At 65.6% G+C, this 13,026-nt stretch carries 13 protein-coding genes; 5 read left to right on the forward strand and 8 right to left on the reverse strand.

Annotated elements, in window-relative coordinates; genetic code table 11:
- The first annotated feature begins 5 nt into the window (after window positions 1–5).
- The gene (locus tag I6F12_RS08965; RefSeq protein ID WP_225156000.1) at window positions 6–1,286 is read left to right on the forward strand and encodes a malonyl-CoA decarboxylase family protein; all 1,281 of its coding nucleotides are present in this window, start codon (window positions 6–8) and stop codon (window positions 1,284–1,286) included.
- A gap of 21 nt (window positions 1,287–1,307) precedes the next feature.
- On the opposite strand, the gene I6F12_RS08970 is transcribed toward I6F12_RS08965, so the two are convergent.
- The 3 genes from I6F12_RS08970 to I6F12_RS08980 all read right to left on the reverse strand — a co-directional run bounded on the left by I6F12_RS08970 (window position 1,308) and on the right by I6F12_RS08980 (window position 4,937).
- A complete protein-coding gene (locus I6F12_RS08970) occupies window positions 1,308–3,566 on the reverse strand; it encodes a CHASE3 domain-containing protein (protein ID WP_225156001.1) in 2,259 nt (752 codons plus the stop codon).
- Window positions 3,563–3,985 carry a response regulator gene (locus tag I6F12_RS08975; RefSeq protein WP_036022871.1) on the reverse strand — a complete coding sequence of 141 codons (423 nt, stop codon included), beginning with the start codon at window positions 3,983–3,985 and terminating at the stop codon, window positions 3,563–3,565. The genes I6F12_RS08970 and I6F12_RS08975 overlap by 4 nt, the downstream gene beginning before the upstream one ends.
- A gap of 238 nt (window positions 3,986–4,223) precedes the next feature.
- Complete coding sequence (locus I6F12_RS08980; protein WP_225113967.1) at window positions 4,224–4,937, reverse strand: BA14K family protein; 714 nt, start codon at window positions 4,935–4,937, stop codon at window positions 4,224–4,226.
- 240 nt (window positions 4,938–5,177) lie between these two features.
- On the opposite strand from I6F12_RS08980, the gene I6F12_RS08985 reads away from it, so the two are divergent.
- Window positions 5,178–5,585 carry an NADH:ubiquinone oxidoreductase subunit NDUFA12 gene (locus tag I6F12_RS08985; protein ID WP_036000111.1) on the forward strand — a complete coding sequence of 136 codons (408 nt, stop codon included), beginning with the start codon at window positions 5,178–5,180 and terminating at the stop codon, window positions 5,583–5,585.
- Between the two features lie 422 nt (window positions 5,586–6,007).
- On the opposite strand, the gene I6F12_RS08990 is transcribed toward I6F12_RS08985, so the two are convergent.
- Window positions 6,008–6,694: a DJ-1/PfpI family protein gene (locus I6F12_RS08990; RefSeq protein WP_225156002.1), complete on the reverse strand. Its 687-nt coding sequence runs from the start codon at window positions 6,692–6,694 to the stop codon at window positions 6,008–6,010.
- Between the two features lie 104 nt (window positions 6,695–6,798).
- Between I6F12_RS08990 and I6F12_RS08995 the strand changes: the two genes are divergently transcribed.
- Entirely contained in the window at window positions 6,799–7,737 is a 939-nt protein-coding gene (locus tag I6F12_RS08995; protein ID WP_225156003.1) for a GlxA family transcriptional regulator, read from the forward strand.
- Between the two features lie 67 nt (window positions 7,738–7,804).
- Here I6F12_RS08995 and bla read toward each other — a convergent pair whose 3' ends face one another.
- The gene (bla, locus tag I6F12_RS09000; protein ID WP_225156004.1) at window positions 7,805–8,689 is read right to left on the reverse strand and encodes a class A beta-lactamase; all 885 of its coding nucleotides are present in this window, start codon (window positions 8,687–8,689) and stop codon (window positions 7,805–7,807) included.
- Window positions 8,690–8,787: 98 nt separating this feature from the next.
- Between bla and I6F12_RS09005 the strand changes: the two genes are divergently transcribed.
- Window positions 8,788–9,684, forward strand: coding sequence for a LysR family transcriptional regulator (locus I6F12_RS09005; RefSeq protein ID WP_345944147.1), 897 nt, complete (start codon window positions 8,788–8,790; stop codon window positions 9,682–9,684).
- Between the two features lie 42 nt (window positions 9,685–9,726).
- On the opposite strand, the gene I6F12_RS09010 is transcribed toward I6F12_RS09005, so the two are convergent.
- Both I6F12_RS09010 and I6F12_RS09015 read right to left on the reverse strand, forming a co-directional pair.
- On the reverse strand, window positions 9,727–9,981 hold the full coding sequence (locus tag I6F12_RS09010) for a PepSY domain-containing protein (RefSeq protein WP_036000102.1): 255 nt from the start codon (window positions 9,979–9,981) through the stop codon (window positions 9,727–9,729).
- A 38-nt stretch (window positions 9,982–10,019) separates the two neighbouring features.
- Entirely contained in the window at window positions 10,020–11,066 is a 1,047-nt protein-coding gene (locus I6F12_RS09015) for a Na+-dependent transporter (RefSeq protein WP_225156005.1), read from the reverse strand.
- 204 nt (window positions 11,067–11,270) lie between these two features.
- Here I6F12_RS09015 and I6F12_RS09020 point away from each other — a divergent pair, with 204 nt between their 5' ends.
- Window positions 11,271–12,299 carry a DUF2155 domain-containing protein gene (locus I6F12_RS09020; protein WP_036022878.1) on the forward strand — a complete coding sequence of 343 codons (1,029 nt, stop codon included), beginning with the start codon at window positions 11,271–11,273 and terminating at the stop codon, window positions 12,297–12,299.
- Between the two features lie 12 nt (window positions 12,300–12,311).
- On the opposite strand, the gene aat is transcribed toward I6F12_RS09020, so the two are convergent.
- Entirely contained in the window at window positions 12,312–12,992 is a 681-nt protein-coding gene (gene aat / locus I6F12_RS09025) for a leucyl/phenylalanyl-tRNA--protein transferase (RefSeq protein WP_057029056.1), read from the reverse strand.
- Window positions 12,993–13,026 lie beyond the last annotated feature (34 nt).

Here is a 13,026-nt window from a genome sequence, read left to right on the forward strand (position 1 = left end):
TAGTCATGTCCGCAATCCGCCAAACTTTCAACGATCCATCCAGCACGACAATGCCGCCCCTCGATCGCGCGAAGCAGCTCGCAGCATCGCTGCTCTCCGAGCGCAGCCAGGCCTCAGGAGCGCTGGTCGCGCGGCAATTGCGCGAGATGCTTGGTGCACTCGACGACAACGATCGCCGCTGCTTTCAGCGCTATCTCGCCACGGAATTCCATCCTCACGGTCCGGCTTTGCGCGCGGCGGCGCAGCGCTACCTCGCCGAAGGCACCGCAGAAGCCGCGGCCGCACTCGCGCGTGCTGCCGAGCCGCCGCGCCAGGAACTGCTGCGGCGAATCAACATGGCACCCGGCGGGATCAGCGCGCTGATCGCGATTCGCAGCGAAATTGCTTCATACATGCGCACTGACCCCGAACTGAAGTTGCTCGACGCGGATCTCAAGCATTTGTTCGCCTCATGGTTCAACCGCGGCTTCATCGAGTTGCGGCGCATCGACTGGCAGACACCGGCCGCGGTGCTGGAAAAGCTGATCGCCTACGAAGCCGTGCACGAAATCAAGGGCTGGGACGACCTGCGCCGGCGCCTTGCACCCGATCGGCGCTGCTTTGGCTTCTTTCATCCCGCACTTCCAGGCGAGCCACTGATTTTCGTCGAGGTTGCTTTGGTGGAAGGACTGGCCACGGCCGTGCAGCCGTTGTTGTCGCAGGACGACGGTGAAGCCATCGCGCAGCAGCGCGCCGCGCGCGCCGACACCGCGATCTTCTACTCGATCTCCAATTGTCAGGACGGCCTGCGCGGCGTGGCGTTCGGCAATTTCCTGATCAAGCAGGTCGTTGAAGAGCTGCAGTCGGAGTTTCCGCAGCTGAAGCGTTTTTCCACCCTATCTCCGGTACCGGGATTTCGGCAATGGCTCGCTAATCGGCTTGCAAATGCAAGTGATCCCGATGTGGCGCTGTTATCGCAACTGGAGAGCGATAGCTGGTGGAATGACCCGGCGCAGAGCGAGAAGCTGCGCGTGCCCTTGCTGCGGCTCTGCGCTAGCTATCTGACACGGAAGCCCTCGATACGCATCGACCCCGTGGCGCGTTTTCACCTCGGCAACGGCGCACGGCTCGAACGCATCAATTGGCTCGGCAATACCGCTCTGCGTGCGATTCAAGAATCCTTCGGGATCATGGTCAACTATCTTTATGACCACAACACCATTGAGACCAATCACGAAGCATTTGTACGCGACGGCACTATCGTCCGTTCGCCCGATGTTGATGCTCTACTGCACATCACCGACTGAGCCGCGATCAAGTTCGTTGCGCTAGCTCGGCGCCATCCCGCCGCCGTTCAGCGCCTTGCGGATCATCTCGGCGAGCTGGTTGCGCCGATAGGGCTTGGTCAGCAGCAGCACGCCGTCGTCCAGCTTGCCGTGATGGACGATGGCGTTGTCGGTGTAGCCGGAGGTGTAGAGCACCTTCACGCCCGGCCGGCGCCTTGCCACCTCTTCGGCGAGCTCGCGGCCGCTCATGCCGCCGGGGATGACGACGTCGGTGAACAGCAGGTCGAAGCTCTGGCCGGCCTCGATCAGGTCCAGCGCCGCCTTGCCGTCGGGGGAGGCGACCGTCTTGTAGCCAAGGCTCTGGAGCTGCGCGGTGACGAAGTTGCGGACCAGCGGATCGTCCTCGACCACGAAAATGGTCTCGGCGCCGCCTTCGGCCGTCGGCGTGACGCCGGTTGCGATGTCCGCGGCGCCTTCGCCCGGCGGCAGATAGAGCTTGATCGTGGTGCCGTGGCCTTCCTCGCTGTAGATCTTGATGTGGCCGCCGGATTGCTTGACGAAGCCGTAGACCATGGAGAGGCCGAGGCCGGATCCCTTGCCGACCTCCTTGGTGGTGAAGAAGGGCTCGAACGCCTTCTGCTGCACGTCAGGGGGCATGCCGGTGCCGGTGTCGCTGACCGCGAGCATGATGTAGGGGCCCGCTGCCACGTCGGCATTGGCCTGCGCATAGGCCTCGTCGAGCACGACGCGGTGGGTCTCCAGCAGCAACTTGCCGCCGCCCGGCATGGCGTCGCGGGCGTTGATCGCCATGTTGAGCACGGCGTTGGTGAGCCTGGACGGATCGATATGCGTCGTCATCGGCCCCTGTTCCAGCACGGTCTCGATCTGGATCTGCTCGCCGAGGGTGGGGCGCAGGAGCTTTGCGATGTCCGAGATCGCGGCGTTGATGTCGACGTTGCGCGGCTCGAGCGGCTGCCGGCGCGCGAATGCCAAGAGGTGCTGGATCAGCTCGGCGCAGCGTTCGGCGGCATCGTCGATCAGCCGGGCCGTGCGCTGCAGCTCGGGCTGGTCCTTCAGGCGCTCCACCAGCGTCTCGGTGTTGCCGGAGATGACCGTGAGCATGTTGTTGAAGTCGTGCGCGACGCCGCCGGTCAGCTTGCCGATCGCATCCAGCTTCTGCGACTGGTGCAACTGCCGCTCGGTCTCGCGCGAGGTCGTCGCATCGTGATAGACCAGCACCGCGCCGGAGATGTTGCCTTGCCCGTCCCGCATTGGCCGGCCGCTGACCATGAGATGGCGCGGCGGGTTGCCGCTGTGCGGGCGGACGATCATCTCCAGCTCTTCGAACTGCTCGCCGCGCAGCACGCGCGTCGATGGCAGCTCGTCGGCCGGAAGCGGCGTGACGCCGTCGCCGTGAAACACGTCGGACAGCGCGCGCAGATTGCCGACGTTCATGCCGGTGCGATGCAGCAGCATGCGCTCGGCGGCCGGATTGGACAGCAGCACGGTGCCCTCGGCGTCGATGACCAGCACCGCCTCCGCCATGCTGCGAAACGTGCTCTGGAGCACGTTGACCGACAGGCGCAATTCGTCATGCGCGGCGACGAGGTGCTCGGTGCGTTCGGCCACCGCCGCCTCGAGCGCCGCCTTGGCGGCTTGGGTCTGCTCGAGCGAGCTCTGGAGCTCACCCGTCGTGCGGCGGCTTTCGCGCATCACCAATGCGACCAGGAGCAGGATCAACACGGCGCCGGCGACGTCGATGCCGAGCAGCACGATGCCGGTGCGGCGCGAATCCTGGGAGCGGGCGGCGAGCAGGCGTTCTTCCTCCGCGCTCAGGCGGTCGAGATTGCGCATCACCGTGTCCATGAGGCCGCGGCCCTCGGCCTTGCTGTTGAGCGCGGCAATGCCGGCCTGGTCGTTGGCGGCCCGCAGGCGCATCGCGGTGGCGGCGATCTCGATCCGGCGCAGCGCCAGCGGCTCGGTGCCCTCAAGCAGGGCGACCTGATCGGGGGTGTCGCGCACGTCGCGCTTGAGCTCGGCGAGGGCCGGCGCGAGCTTGGCGTGCACCGCCTGGAACTCGTCGCTGAAGCCCTGGCTGCGATAGAGCTCGTAGCCGCGCGCGGCGCTCTCGGCCCGGCGCAGCAGCACGCGCAGATCGGAGATCTTCTTTTGCACCTGGACGGTGTGGTTCACCGACGCCGCGTCGGACCGCGACTTGACGTCGAGGGCGATCGAGGCCGCGGTGATGATCAGGAGGATGGCAAGTCCAACACCGAGAATGACGCGCTGCGTTGGAATCAAGGGGCTTCTTTCTGGTCCTTCGGCGGCGCGCTCTCGCCCGCGCCGGCAAGGCATTCCCGGATCGTGGTCAGCAGCGCTTCCGGCGTGAACGGCTTGCGCAGGCAGCGCGTTGCGCCCAGCTCAAGCGCCATGCGGAGAAAATCGGGAGAGGGCGAGGCGGACGAGGCGAAGGCATAGCCTGACATCGCGATCAGCGGCGTGGCAGGGGCGCGCTCGTGAAAGATGCGGATGGATTCGAAGCCGCGCATATGCGGCATGAAGATGTCGACCAGCATGACGTCGAAGGCTTGCGATTCCAGCGCAGCCAGTCCTGTTTCGCCGCCGTCGGTCAGCGTGACGTCGAAGCCCTGACGTTGGAGGAGGACCTCGATGGTCGCGCCGACCATCGGATCGTCATCAACCACGAGAATACGCGGCATGACACTTCCCAGAAGATCGAAGTCCCCACTGTGGTTTGTGATATCCGCGAATCGTGGGTCCGGTCAATTTGCGATTGGATCGCGCAGGATATGCACGGTTTGGTGCATAAAGGTCCATTTGCATCGATTTTTATTTATCTGCGAGGGTGATGGAGCCGAAAGGAGCGAGGAAGGCGCCGATTGCAAAAAAGGCGCCGCATTGCTGCGACGCCTTTCGCCTCTAGTCTTCGCGATCTGCTTACGGGCAAGGATGCCGCCGGCCGTCGTAGCCGAGATAGGTGCCCGAGGCCGGGTCGTAAGATTTGAAGCGCCGCGCGCAATAAGCGGCGTCGCCGCCGCCATCCTGCACTACGGCAACCGACGGCTCGTCATAGTAGCCGTAGTAGTAGGGATCATCGTAATAGCCGTAGCCGCTGCCGTAATAGGCGTAGGAGCCGAGGCCGCCGATCGCGGCGCCAGCCGCAAAGCCCGGCCAGAAGCCGCCGTGGCGATGATGATGGTGGTGGCGACCGTGCCAGTGACGACCGCTCCAGTTGCCGCTGCCGCCCTGCCAATTGCCGCTGCCGCCCTGCCAGTTGCCCGCAACTGCAGCGCTACGGGTCCCACTGAAGCTCGGCGAGATAGCGGCACGGTCTGCCGCGCCCCCGACGAAACTGCCACCGCCCGGACGGACCGCGCCACCGCCTGCGAAATTGCCACCGCTCGGGCGCATCGCGGCTCCGCCCCCGAAACCGCCGCCGCCGCCCTGGAACGCGGCGCCGCCGCCGCCCATGCGGGCGCCGCCACCGAAGCCGCCGCCTCCGCCACCGACCGCGGCACCTCCGCCACCGATCGCCGCACCACCGCCCGCTCCGACCGCGGCGGCACGACTCTGCTGCGCAAAGCTCGGGCTCGCCAAGGGAAGAACCAACGCCACCGTCGCAGCGGCACTCAACAATTTCAGACTGTTCATGGTAAACTCCTTTCCCGGAAAGCAACCCTGAGAAAGCGCGGGGGTTCCTGGAATCACGCCGGTTTGCGCGCGCATGGAGCCTCAGGTCCCGCCGCTGTACCGGGCATGAATGAATCGCGTCGGCTTTGCGGCAGGGGCGTGCGCGGCAGGCGGATTTGCGGGGGCGCCGACGCGCCTGCCGAACTGGACATTTCGGCCCCCGGATGGCATCAGGACCCCACGAAGCAGGGCCCTTGCCGCATGAAACAATTCTTCCTCAAGTTCTTCACCTGGTGGAATGGCCAGACCTTTGGCACCCAGCTCTGGACCAAGCGGTATGGCGAGCTGGTCGGGGAGGACGAGCAGGGCAACCGTTACTACCGCACGCGGGGCGGGGCGATCGATCCGGCGCTCGGCTTCGAGCGGCGCTGGGTGATCTATAACGGCTACGCGGAAGCGAGCCGGATTCCACCGTCCTGGCATGGCTGGATCCACCACGTCGTCGACAAGCCGCCGACCGAGATCAATTATCAGCCGCGCGAGTGGGAAAAACCGCACCAGCCGAATCTCACCGGCACGGCGAAGGCCTATCGGCCCTCCGGCTCGACGCTCGCCAGCGGCAGGCGTCCCAAGGCGACCGGCGACTATCAGCCCTGGACGCCCGGCTAAGCCCCTTTCGGCCGACCCACGAATCACCATCGTCCAAAGCGGATGCACATGCATCCGCGCCGCGCCGCTGTGGACAACGGGAACAGCGGGGATGTCGCCTGCGCAGGTGTTGCCGCGAGGCGGGCGATGCGGCTCAATGATCCCATCTTACGGAGATGGGAGACCATCGCGTTCGGTTCGGGCAACAGTTCGCGACTGTCCCGAGATGCAGCGGCCGCCGAGGAAGGACTCGATCGGGAGATAGGCCCCCGGTCTGGAAGCTCCGACATCGCCCGATGTGAATGTGCAGCCACCGTGAGACAGGAAAGGCCGCTCGGGAAACCGAGCGGCCTTTTTCTGCCGTTGTTCGCCTCGCGTGTCCCGGACGCGGTGCAGCGTGCAGCGCTGCGCTGCGTCCGGGGCACAAGAGCAAGCCCGATCCTTTACGCCACCCGCTCGGCCGCGCGCTTCACCGCCTCGAGCCGCCGCGCCTGGTTTTGCGCGCCGCGCTCCCTCAGCAGCGCCAGCACTTCGGCCGGCGCGGTGTCGGGTGAGCCCGCATTGAACGGCGGGGCTGGATTGTATTCCATCTGCAGCTGGATCGCTTCGGCCATGGTGCGATCGACCAAGATCGAGACCAGCGTCAGCGCGAAATCGATGCCAGCGGTGACGCCGCCGCCGGTGATGCGGTTGCGATCGACGCAGACGCGGGTCTTCGTCGGTGTCGCGCCGAACTGCGCGAGCATCTCCATTGCGCTCCAATGGGTGGCGGCGCGGTAGCCCTTCAGAAGGCCGGCGGCGCCGAGGGCCAGCGATCCCGTGCAGACCGAGGTGACGTACTTGGCGCCTGCCGCCTGCTTGCGCAGGAATGCGAGTACGTCCTCGTCGTTGAGAAGGTCGTTGGTGCCCTGGCCGCCCGGCACGCAGATGACATCGAGCTGGGGGCAATCCGCAAAGGTCGTGGTCGGCGTCAGCGTCAGGACGGAATCGCTCGGCACCGGCTCGATCCGCTTCCAGATCAGGTGCAGCTTTGCGTCCGGGACCATGGCGAACACCTGCAAGGGGCCGGTGAAGTCGAGCTGGGTGACGCGCGGAAATACCAGGATTCCGATCTGGAGCGGTGACAACATGGGAGCCTCCGATAATGCGCTTGACGCCGGCAGAATGGCATGGTGCCCTTCTGTCCGAAATGGCATAATTCCCTCGGTTTCGGACATACGTTACGGCTTGGCCCATGATCGGCATCCTGATCTTCCCGGACTTCCAGCTGCTCGATGCGGCAGGTCCGATCTCGGCGTTCGAGATCGCAGCGCGCTGCCTCGACAAGGTGCCAGCCATCCGCGTGCTGGCCGCCAAACCGGGGCTGGTGCGCAGCTCGTCCGGCGTCGAGATGATGGCGCGCGACTTCAAGACCGCGAACGCGATCACGACGCTCGTCGTCGCCGGTGGCATGGGCGTCGCGGAAGCTGGGCGCTGTCAGATCACGCGGGCCTTCGTGCAGCGGCTTGCAAGGCGCGGCGTGCGGGTCGCGAGCGTCTGCTCGGGCGCCTTCGTGCTCGCCGAGGCGGGGCTTCTCGACGGCCGCCGCGCCACCACGCATTGGGGACGGACGCGCGATTTCATCGCGCGGTTTCCCAAGGTGAAGTTCGAGCCGGACCAGATTTTCACCCGCGACGGCAATGTGTGGACCTCCGCAGGTATCACCGCAGGGATCGACCTCGCGCTGGCTATGGTCACCGAGGACCACGGCGAGGAGATCGCGCAGGCAACTGCGCGGCAGCTCGTTCTGTACCATCGCCGCAGCGGCGGCCAGTCGCAGTTCTCGTCGCTGCTGGAATTGAAGGCGCCAAACGGACGCTTCGGCACGCTCTTGTCCTGGGCACGCGAAAATCTCGACGCGCCGCTGACGGTGGAGGATCTCGCCGATCGCGCCGGCATGAGCGCGCGGCATTTTGCCCGCGCCTTTGCCGCCGAGACCGGCACGACACCGTCCAAGGCGATCGAGCGGCTCAGGCTCGAAGTCGCGCGCGAGCGCGTGCAGTCCTCGCGCGAGGCGATCGAGCGCGTGGCGGAGGTGACCGGCTTCCGCGACCCCGAGCGCATGCGGCGTGCCTTCATCCGCGCCTATGGCCAGCCGCCGCAGGCGCTGCGGCGCGCGGCGCGGGCGGGGTAGGGCGCCCGGCACCAGCCTCCACTCGAAGGGCCCTGCCGGGCTTCGGTGCGAACGTCAGCTTGCGCGGTCAACCGAATTCCTTGCCGACCTCTCGTCCAACGGAAGCGATCACCTCATTCTGGGCGCCGAAATCGACAGAGGCGCCCGTGAGATAAACTGCAACGATGAGCGCCGAGCGCTGAGGCGGCCATGCGATCGCGACGTCGTTGTTGGTGGCGTGGCCGCCCGTTCCAGTCTTGTCGCCCACGCGCCAGCCCTGCGGCAAACCAGCGCGCAATCGGCTGTCTCCGGTCTTGTTCGCGATCATCCATTTGGACAGCTGCTCCCGAGCCGCCGGCGGGAGCACGTTGCCCAGCACCAGACGCCTGTAATTCTCAGCCATCGCGTTTGGGCTCGTCGTGTCGCGAACATCGCCGGGCGCAGCTTCGTTCAACTCGGTTTCGATGCGGTCCAATCGGGTCACGTCATCACCGAGGCTGCGCGCGAAGGCGGTCAAGCCGGCGGTGCCTCCTATGTTCCTGAGAAGCAGATTCCCCGCCGTGTTGTCGCTCCTCGTAATGGCGGCCTCGCAGAGCTCGCGCAGCGACATGCCTTCCGGTCCGACATGCTCACGGGTGATCGGCGAATTTTCGACGATGTCGGATTGTTCGATGCGAACGCGCTGATCGAGGCCGTCCAGCTTGTCTCCCAGCCTCTTCAATATCGCTGCGGACGCAAGCACCTTGAAGGTGCTGCACATCGGAAATCGTTCGTCTCCCCTGTGATGCATCGATGCTCCGGTTTGCGTGTCGAGCACGGCGACGCCGAGCCGACCGCCGCTTTTCTTTTCAAGTTGTCTGAAGGCCTCCAACAGTCGTGTTGTTTCGAGTGTCGAAGCGCTCGAGATTTTCGAGAGGAAGAAATGTCCTGCGAGCACAAGTGTGGATGATCCGAACTGACGTCGCGTTAGCATCGTGAACTCCCATTAAACGTGCGCTTTTTTGCTGCGTGCTGCCGCGATTGACAAACGATGCTTCGTAAGGCCAACCATAAGTAAAACTTGGATCAGACGTGGCCCGCCGACCTCCCAGGATTTCCAATCTTCCGCTGAACGCGCTGCGTGCCTTCGAGGCGGCAGCGCGTCACCTCAGCTTCACCAAAGCCGGTTTGGAACTTCGCGTATCGCAAGCCGCTGTGAGCCAGCAGGTGCGAACTCTGGAGCGAAGCCTGCGTGTGGAGCTGTTCAGGCGGCTCACGCGCGGGCTTGTCCTGACAGAGGAAGGCGAGACGCTGTTGCCTGCCATTTCCGATGCTTTCGGCCGCATCAACCAGGTGCTGGACCGTTTCGAAAATGGCCGCATGCGGGAGACGCTGATGATCGGCGTCGTCGGAACCTTCGCAGCAGGCTGGCTCGTTCCTCGCCTCCAGGCTTTCACCTCGAGCCACCCGCAGGTCGATATCAGGATCCTTGCGAACAACAATCGTGTCGACCTCGGCGCCGAGGGCCTGGACTTCGCCATTCGATTCGGCGACGGCGCCTGGCACGGTACCAACGCAGAGCGTTTGGTCGATGCTCTCTTCACTCCGATGTGCACGCCAACGATAGCGAAGCGTCTCAAAGACCCGATTGATCTCCATCAAGAGGTGCTGCTGCGTTCCTACCGATCCGGCGAGTGGACGCAGTGGTTCGAGGCAGCGAAATGCAGTCAGCCCCGCATGACGGGCCCGATGTTCGATTCATCGATTTCGTTGGCGCATGCTGCAGCTCGAGGAGGCGGGGTCGCACTTTTGCCGGTCATCTTGTTCCGGGAGGAGGTCGCCCGGAAGCGCCTTGCTTGTCCCTACAAAACTCGCGTCAATCTCGGATCGTACTGGCTCACGTCCCTCAAATCAAAGCGGCACACGCACGCGATGCAGGCATTCCGGCAGTGGATATTGGCCGAACGCAAGAGGATGGAGTTCAAATGAGCTTGGCGCAGTCCGCCTTGCTCAAGCGGACTGCGGCGATGCTCACTTGTCCGGCTTCTCGCTCACGATGGCGCCGGTTTTGGGATCGGCACGGAATTCCATCTTCTGGCCGTTCTTGATGCCTTCGCCCTCCCACCGGCCATCGTCGGCTTCAAGCTTGGTGACCTCGGAATAGCCCGCCTCCAGGATCTTGGCTATCACTTGTTGCATCGGCATCCAGTCGGGGCCGGGTCGATCGGCTCTCGCGGCCGAGCCCAGCGCGAGCGAGCCGAGAACCAAAATCACGGCAAACCTCATCGCGACCTCCTTTGGGTAACAGACCTTGAACGGCCACCTTAGATTGTTGTTCCTTCACGGCGCTCCTGTGACACAAACGAGTGAACTTCGGCCTTTTTTGCCTCGCTGGACCCATTCGTGCGTGCCGTCAGGCGCCTTGCGATCGGCATCAGCATGTACGGCGCAAAGTGAATCGGAAACTGCGTCAGCGCGAAATAGAGCCAGGTCGTCGCCGGCAGCGCGCCGGCGGTGGCCGCCAGCATCAGGCCCAGATTGCGCTGTGACACCATCAGGCCGAGCGCGAACGCGCGCTCGGTGCCGGCACGTCGGAAGATCAGCGTGGTTGCGGCGAGGAGGGTGAAGTAGACCGCAAAAGCGAGCAGCGCGACGGCGATCGTGAACAGCGGATCGGCGAGAAACTCGGTTGCGACGTCGCCCATCACTGCGGAGGCGAACACCAAGAGTATGATGATGTTGAGGCCGTCGATCGGCCGCTTGTGGCGCTGGATTGCATCACTGCCCACCAGACGGCGGATGATCGTGGCGGTCACCAGTGATGCGGCGAGGATGCCGAGCAGCTTCAAGCCGAGCGTCATCGGAGAGATGCTGAGCATGCCGCCGAGAAACAGGCTCGCGTACAGCGAGGCGGTGAATGGCACGAGCGCGGTCGAGGTCACCAGCGTGACCAGCACCAGCGCGGCATCGAGGCCCATCAGCGCGGCAAGCGCTGGCGCCGCCATCATCGGCGAGGCCATGCCCTGGAGCATCAGCGCGAGAGCAAGGCCTGGAGAGCTCGTGGAGAGCCCCGTCGCGTGGGCAGCGAGGGCGAAGATTAGCGGCACGCCGATCGTGGTCCAGGCGGTGGCGGCCGCGACCAGCGCCGGCCGGCGCAGATGTCCGTACAGCGCGCCGAGATCGACGCGCATGAAGGAGATGCAGAGCAGAAGGAAGATCGCCTCGGTGACGTAGGGGCGCAGCAGCGCGCCGAGCGGCGGCACCGCGACCGCGATGAAGGCAATCGCCGCCACCGCGCGTGTGCCCTGGCCACCAAGCCAGCCGAGGGCACGCAGGGGAAGGGCGAGGACGGCTTCGAGGAGGGAGGGCATTTCTGTCGGTATTATCGGCTGCGTAGCGCTTTGGAGGGCATGCTCGCCTTCGGCCATGGGGGTGCCCCGGCGAGGGGCTCAGGACTATCCCATCCGGGAGCCGGCCTGGCCAGACCGGGCCGGGAAGGGCAGGGATGCCGCCCTTCCCCCGCCGTATTCGGCGTGTTAACCGGAAGGCCTGCGAGCGGCGGTATCCCCTGTAGAATGTCCAACGAGCCCGATTCGCTGTTGAAGCCGCGCGAAATGTTCAAAACCTTTTCCCTGACCGGTCTTGCGGCGCTTTTGGCCGCCACCGCACTGACGGCTGCGACGCCGGCAAGTGCGCAGATCGGCACGATCTTCTCCGATCCGCCGCCGCTGCGGCCGCCCGGCAGCATTCCGCGCGGCCAGCCCCAGCCGCAGCAGATGCCCGAGGACGACGAAGAGGTGCCGGAGCTGCCGCCGCAGGGCCGGGTGCTGCCGTCGCGCCCGATGCCGCCGCCTCCGGGCCGGCAGGGCAACGTGATGCCCGGGCCGGTCGAGACCCAGCCCCTAGCACCGCCGCCGGGCTCGACCCTCGCGCCGCCGAACCAGCCGCCCTCGGCCGCGATCACTCCGCCGGGTCCGCAAGGCGCTCCCGGAGCGCCCGGTCAGCGGCAGCCCCAGCAGAAGGGCGGCGTGCCGCAGACGCCGGCCAGCCTCCAGCCGGGCGACGAGGTCGTGACGGAGCCGCCGGCCCAGAAGATCGTGAACAAGAAGGCGACCTTCTCCGGCCTCGACAAGATCACCGGGCGCATCATCAATTTCGACGAGGAGATCGGCGAGACCGTCCAGTTCGGTGCGCTCCGCGTCAAGACCAACGCCTGCTACACGCGTCCGGCGACTGAAGCGGCCAACACCGACGCCTTCGTCGAGGTCGACGAGATCACCTTGCAGGGCGAGGTGAAGCGGATCTTCTCGGGCTGGATGTACGCGGCGAGCCCCGGCCTGCACGGCGTCGAGCATCCGATCTACGACATCTGGCTGACCGACTGCAAAGAGCCGCAGCAGACCGTGGCGACGGCGGCACCGGATCCGGCCGCGGCCAAGCCGCCGCCACCGCCGCCCACGCAGAAGAAGGCCGCGCCCAAGCAGGTGCAGCAGCGCCCGCCGCAGCCGCTGCCGCCGATCCAGCAGCAGCAACCGGCACCGCCGCCGCCGCCACCACCGGAGCAGCGCCCAGGCCTGTTCGGCATCCCCGGATTTGGCCGCTAACCGAGCTGTTTGTTATTGCCGCGAAGCGATGATCTCGAGGGCGCTTGCGCCCGGGATCGCTTCGCCGGCGGAGAGCTTCAGGAAATCGCCGGGCTCGCCCGCCAGCGCCTTGTCGAGCAGCGCAGTATAGCGTCGCCGCGAGATCTCGACGGCGCCGAAGCTCTTCAGGTGCTCGGTGACATATTGGGTGTCGAGCAGCTCGAAGCCGCCGTGAATGAGCCGCGCGACCAGATGCACCAGCGCGACCTTCGAGGCATCGCGCACATTGTGGAACATGCTCTCGCCGAAGAAGGCCCGCCCCAGGCTGACGCCGTAGAGACCGCCGACGAGCTCGTCGCCCTGCCAGGCTTCGACGCTGTGGCAATGGCCGAGCTCGAACAGCCCGCCATAGAGGTCGCGGATGCGCTTGTTGATCCAGGTGTCCTCGCGGCCCACTTGCGGCGCCGCGCAGCCGGCGATGGTCGCCTTGAATGCGGTGTTGACGGTGACGCGAAACTGATCCGAGCGCACCGTGCGCGCGAGCCGCGAGGCCACGCGGAAGCCGTCGAGCGGGATGACGCCGCGCAGCTCCGGCTCGACCCAGAACAGGGTCGGATCGTCGGCGCTTTCCGCCATCGGAAAGATGCCGCAGGCATAAGCGCGCAGCAGCACGGCCGGCGTGATTTCAGACGGGGCGGAGTCGCGCGAAGTCATGGCTTGCCATCATAGCAGGATCGCAATGCAGTTG

This window comes from Bradyrhizobium sp. IC4059, assembly GCF_020193615.1.
Taxonomy (GTDB): domain Bacteria; phylum Pseudomonadota; class Alphaproteobacteria; order Rhizobiales; family Xanthobacteraceae; genus Bradyrhizobium; species Bradyrhizobium yuanmingense.

What these genes read in the sequence shown, in the direction of transcription:
- I6F12_RS08995 (WP_225156003.1), top strand. Translation starts at nt 6,799, where the DNA reads ATGATCGGCATCCTGATCTTCCCGGACTTCCAGCTGCTCGATGCGGCA.
- bla (WP_225156004.1), bottom strand. Translation starts at nt 8,689, where the DNA reads ATGCTAACGCGACGTCAGTTCGGATCATCCACACTTGTGCTCGCAGGA.
- I6F12_RS08990 (WP_225156002.1), bottom strand. Translation starts at nt 6,694, where the DNA reads ATGTTGTCACCGCTCCAGATCGGAATCCTGGTATTTCCGCGCGTCACC.
- I6F12_RS08985 (WP_036000111.1), top strand. Translation starts at nt 5,178, where the DNA reads ATGAAACAATTCTTCCTCAAGTTCTTCACCTGGTGGAATGGCCAGACC.
- I6F12_RS09010 (WP_036000102.1), bottom strand. Translation starts at nt 9,981, where the DNA reads ATGAGGTTTGCCGTGATTTTGGTTCTCGGCTCGCTCGCGCTGGGCTCG.
- I6F12_RS09020 (WP_036022878.1), top strand. Translation starts at nt 11,271, where the DNA reads ATGTCCAACGAGCCCGATTCGCTGTTGAAGCCGCGCGAAATGTTCAAA.
- I6F12_RS09015 (WP_225156005.1), bottom strand. Translation starts at nt 11,066, where the DNA reads ATGCCCTCCCTCCTCGAAGCCGTCCTCGCCCTTCCCCTGCGTGCCCTC.
- I6F12_RS08975 (WP_036022871.1), bottom strand. Translation starts at nt 3,985, where the DNA reads ATGCCGCGTATTCTCGTGGTTGATGACGATCCGATGGTCGGCGCGACC.
- I6F12_RS08980 (WP_225113967.1), bottom strand. Translation starts at nt 4,937, where the DNA reads ATGAACAGTCTGAAATTGTTGAGTGCCGCTGCGACGGTGGCGTTGGTT.
- I6F12_RS08965 (WP_225156000.1), top strand. Translation starts at nt 6, where the DNA reads ATGTCCGCAATCCGCCAAACTTTCAACGATCCATCCAGCACGACAATG.
- aat (WP_057029056.1), bottom strand. Translation starts at nt 12,992, where the DNA reads ATGACTTCGCGCGACTCCGCCCCGTCTGAAATCACGCCGGCCGTGCTG.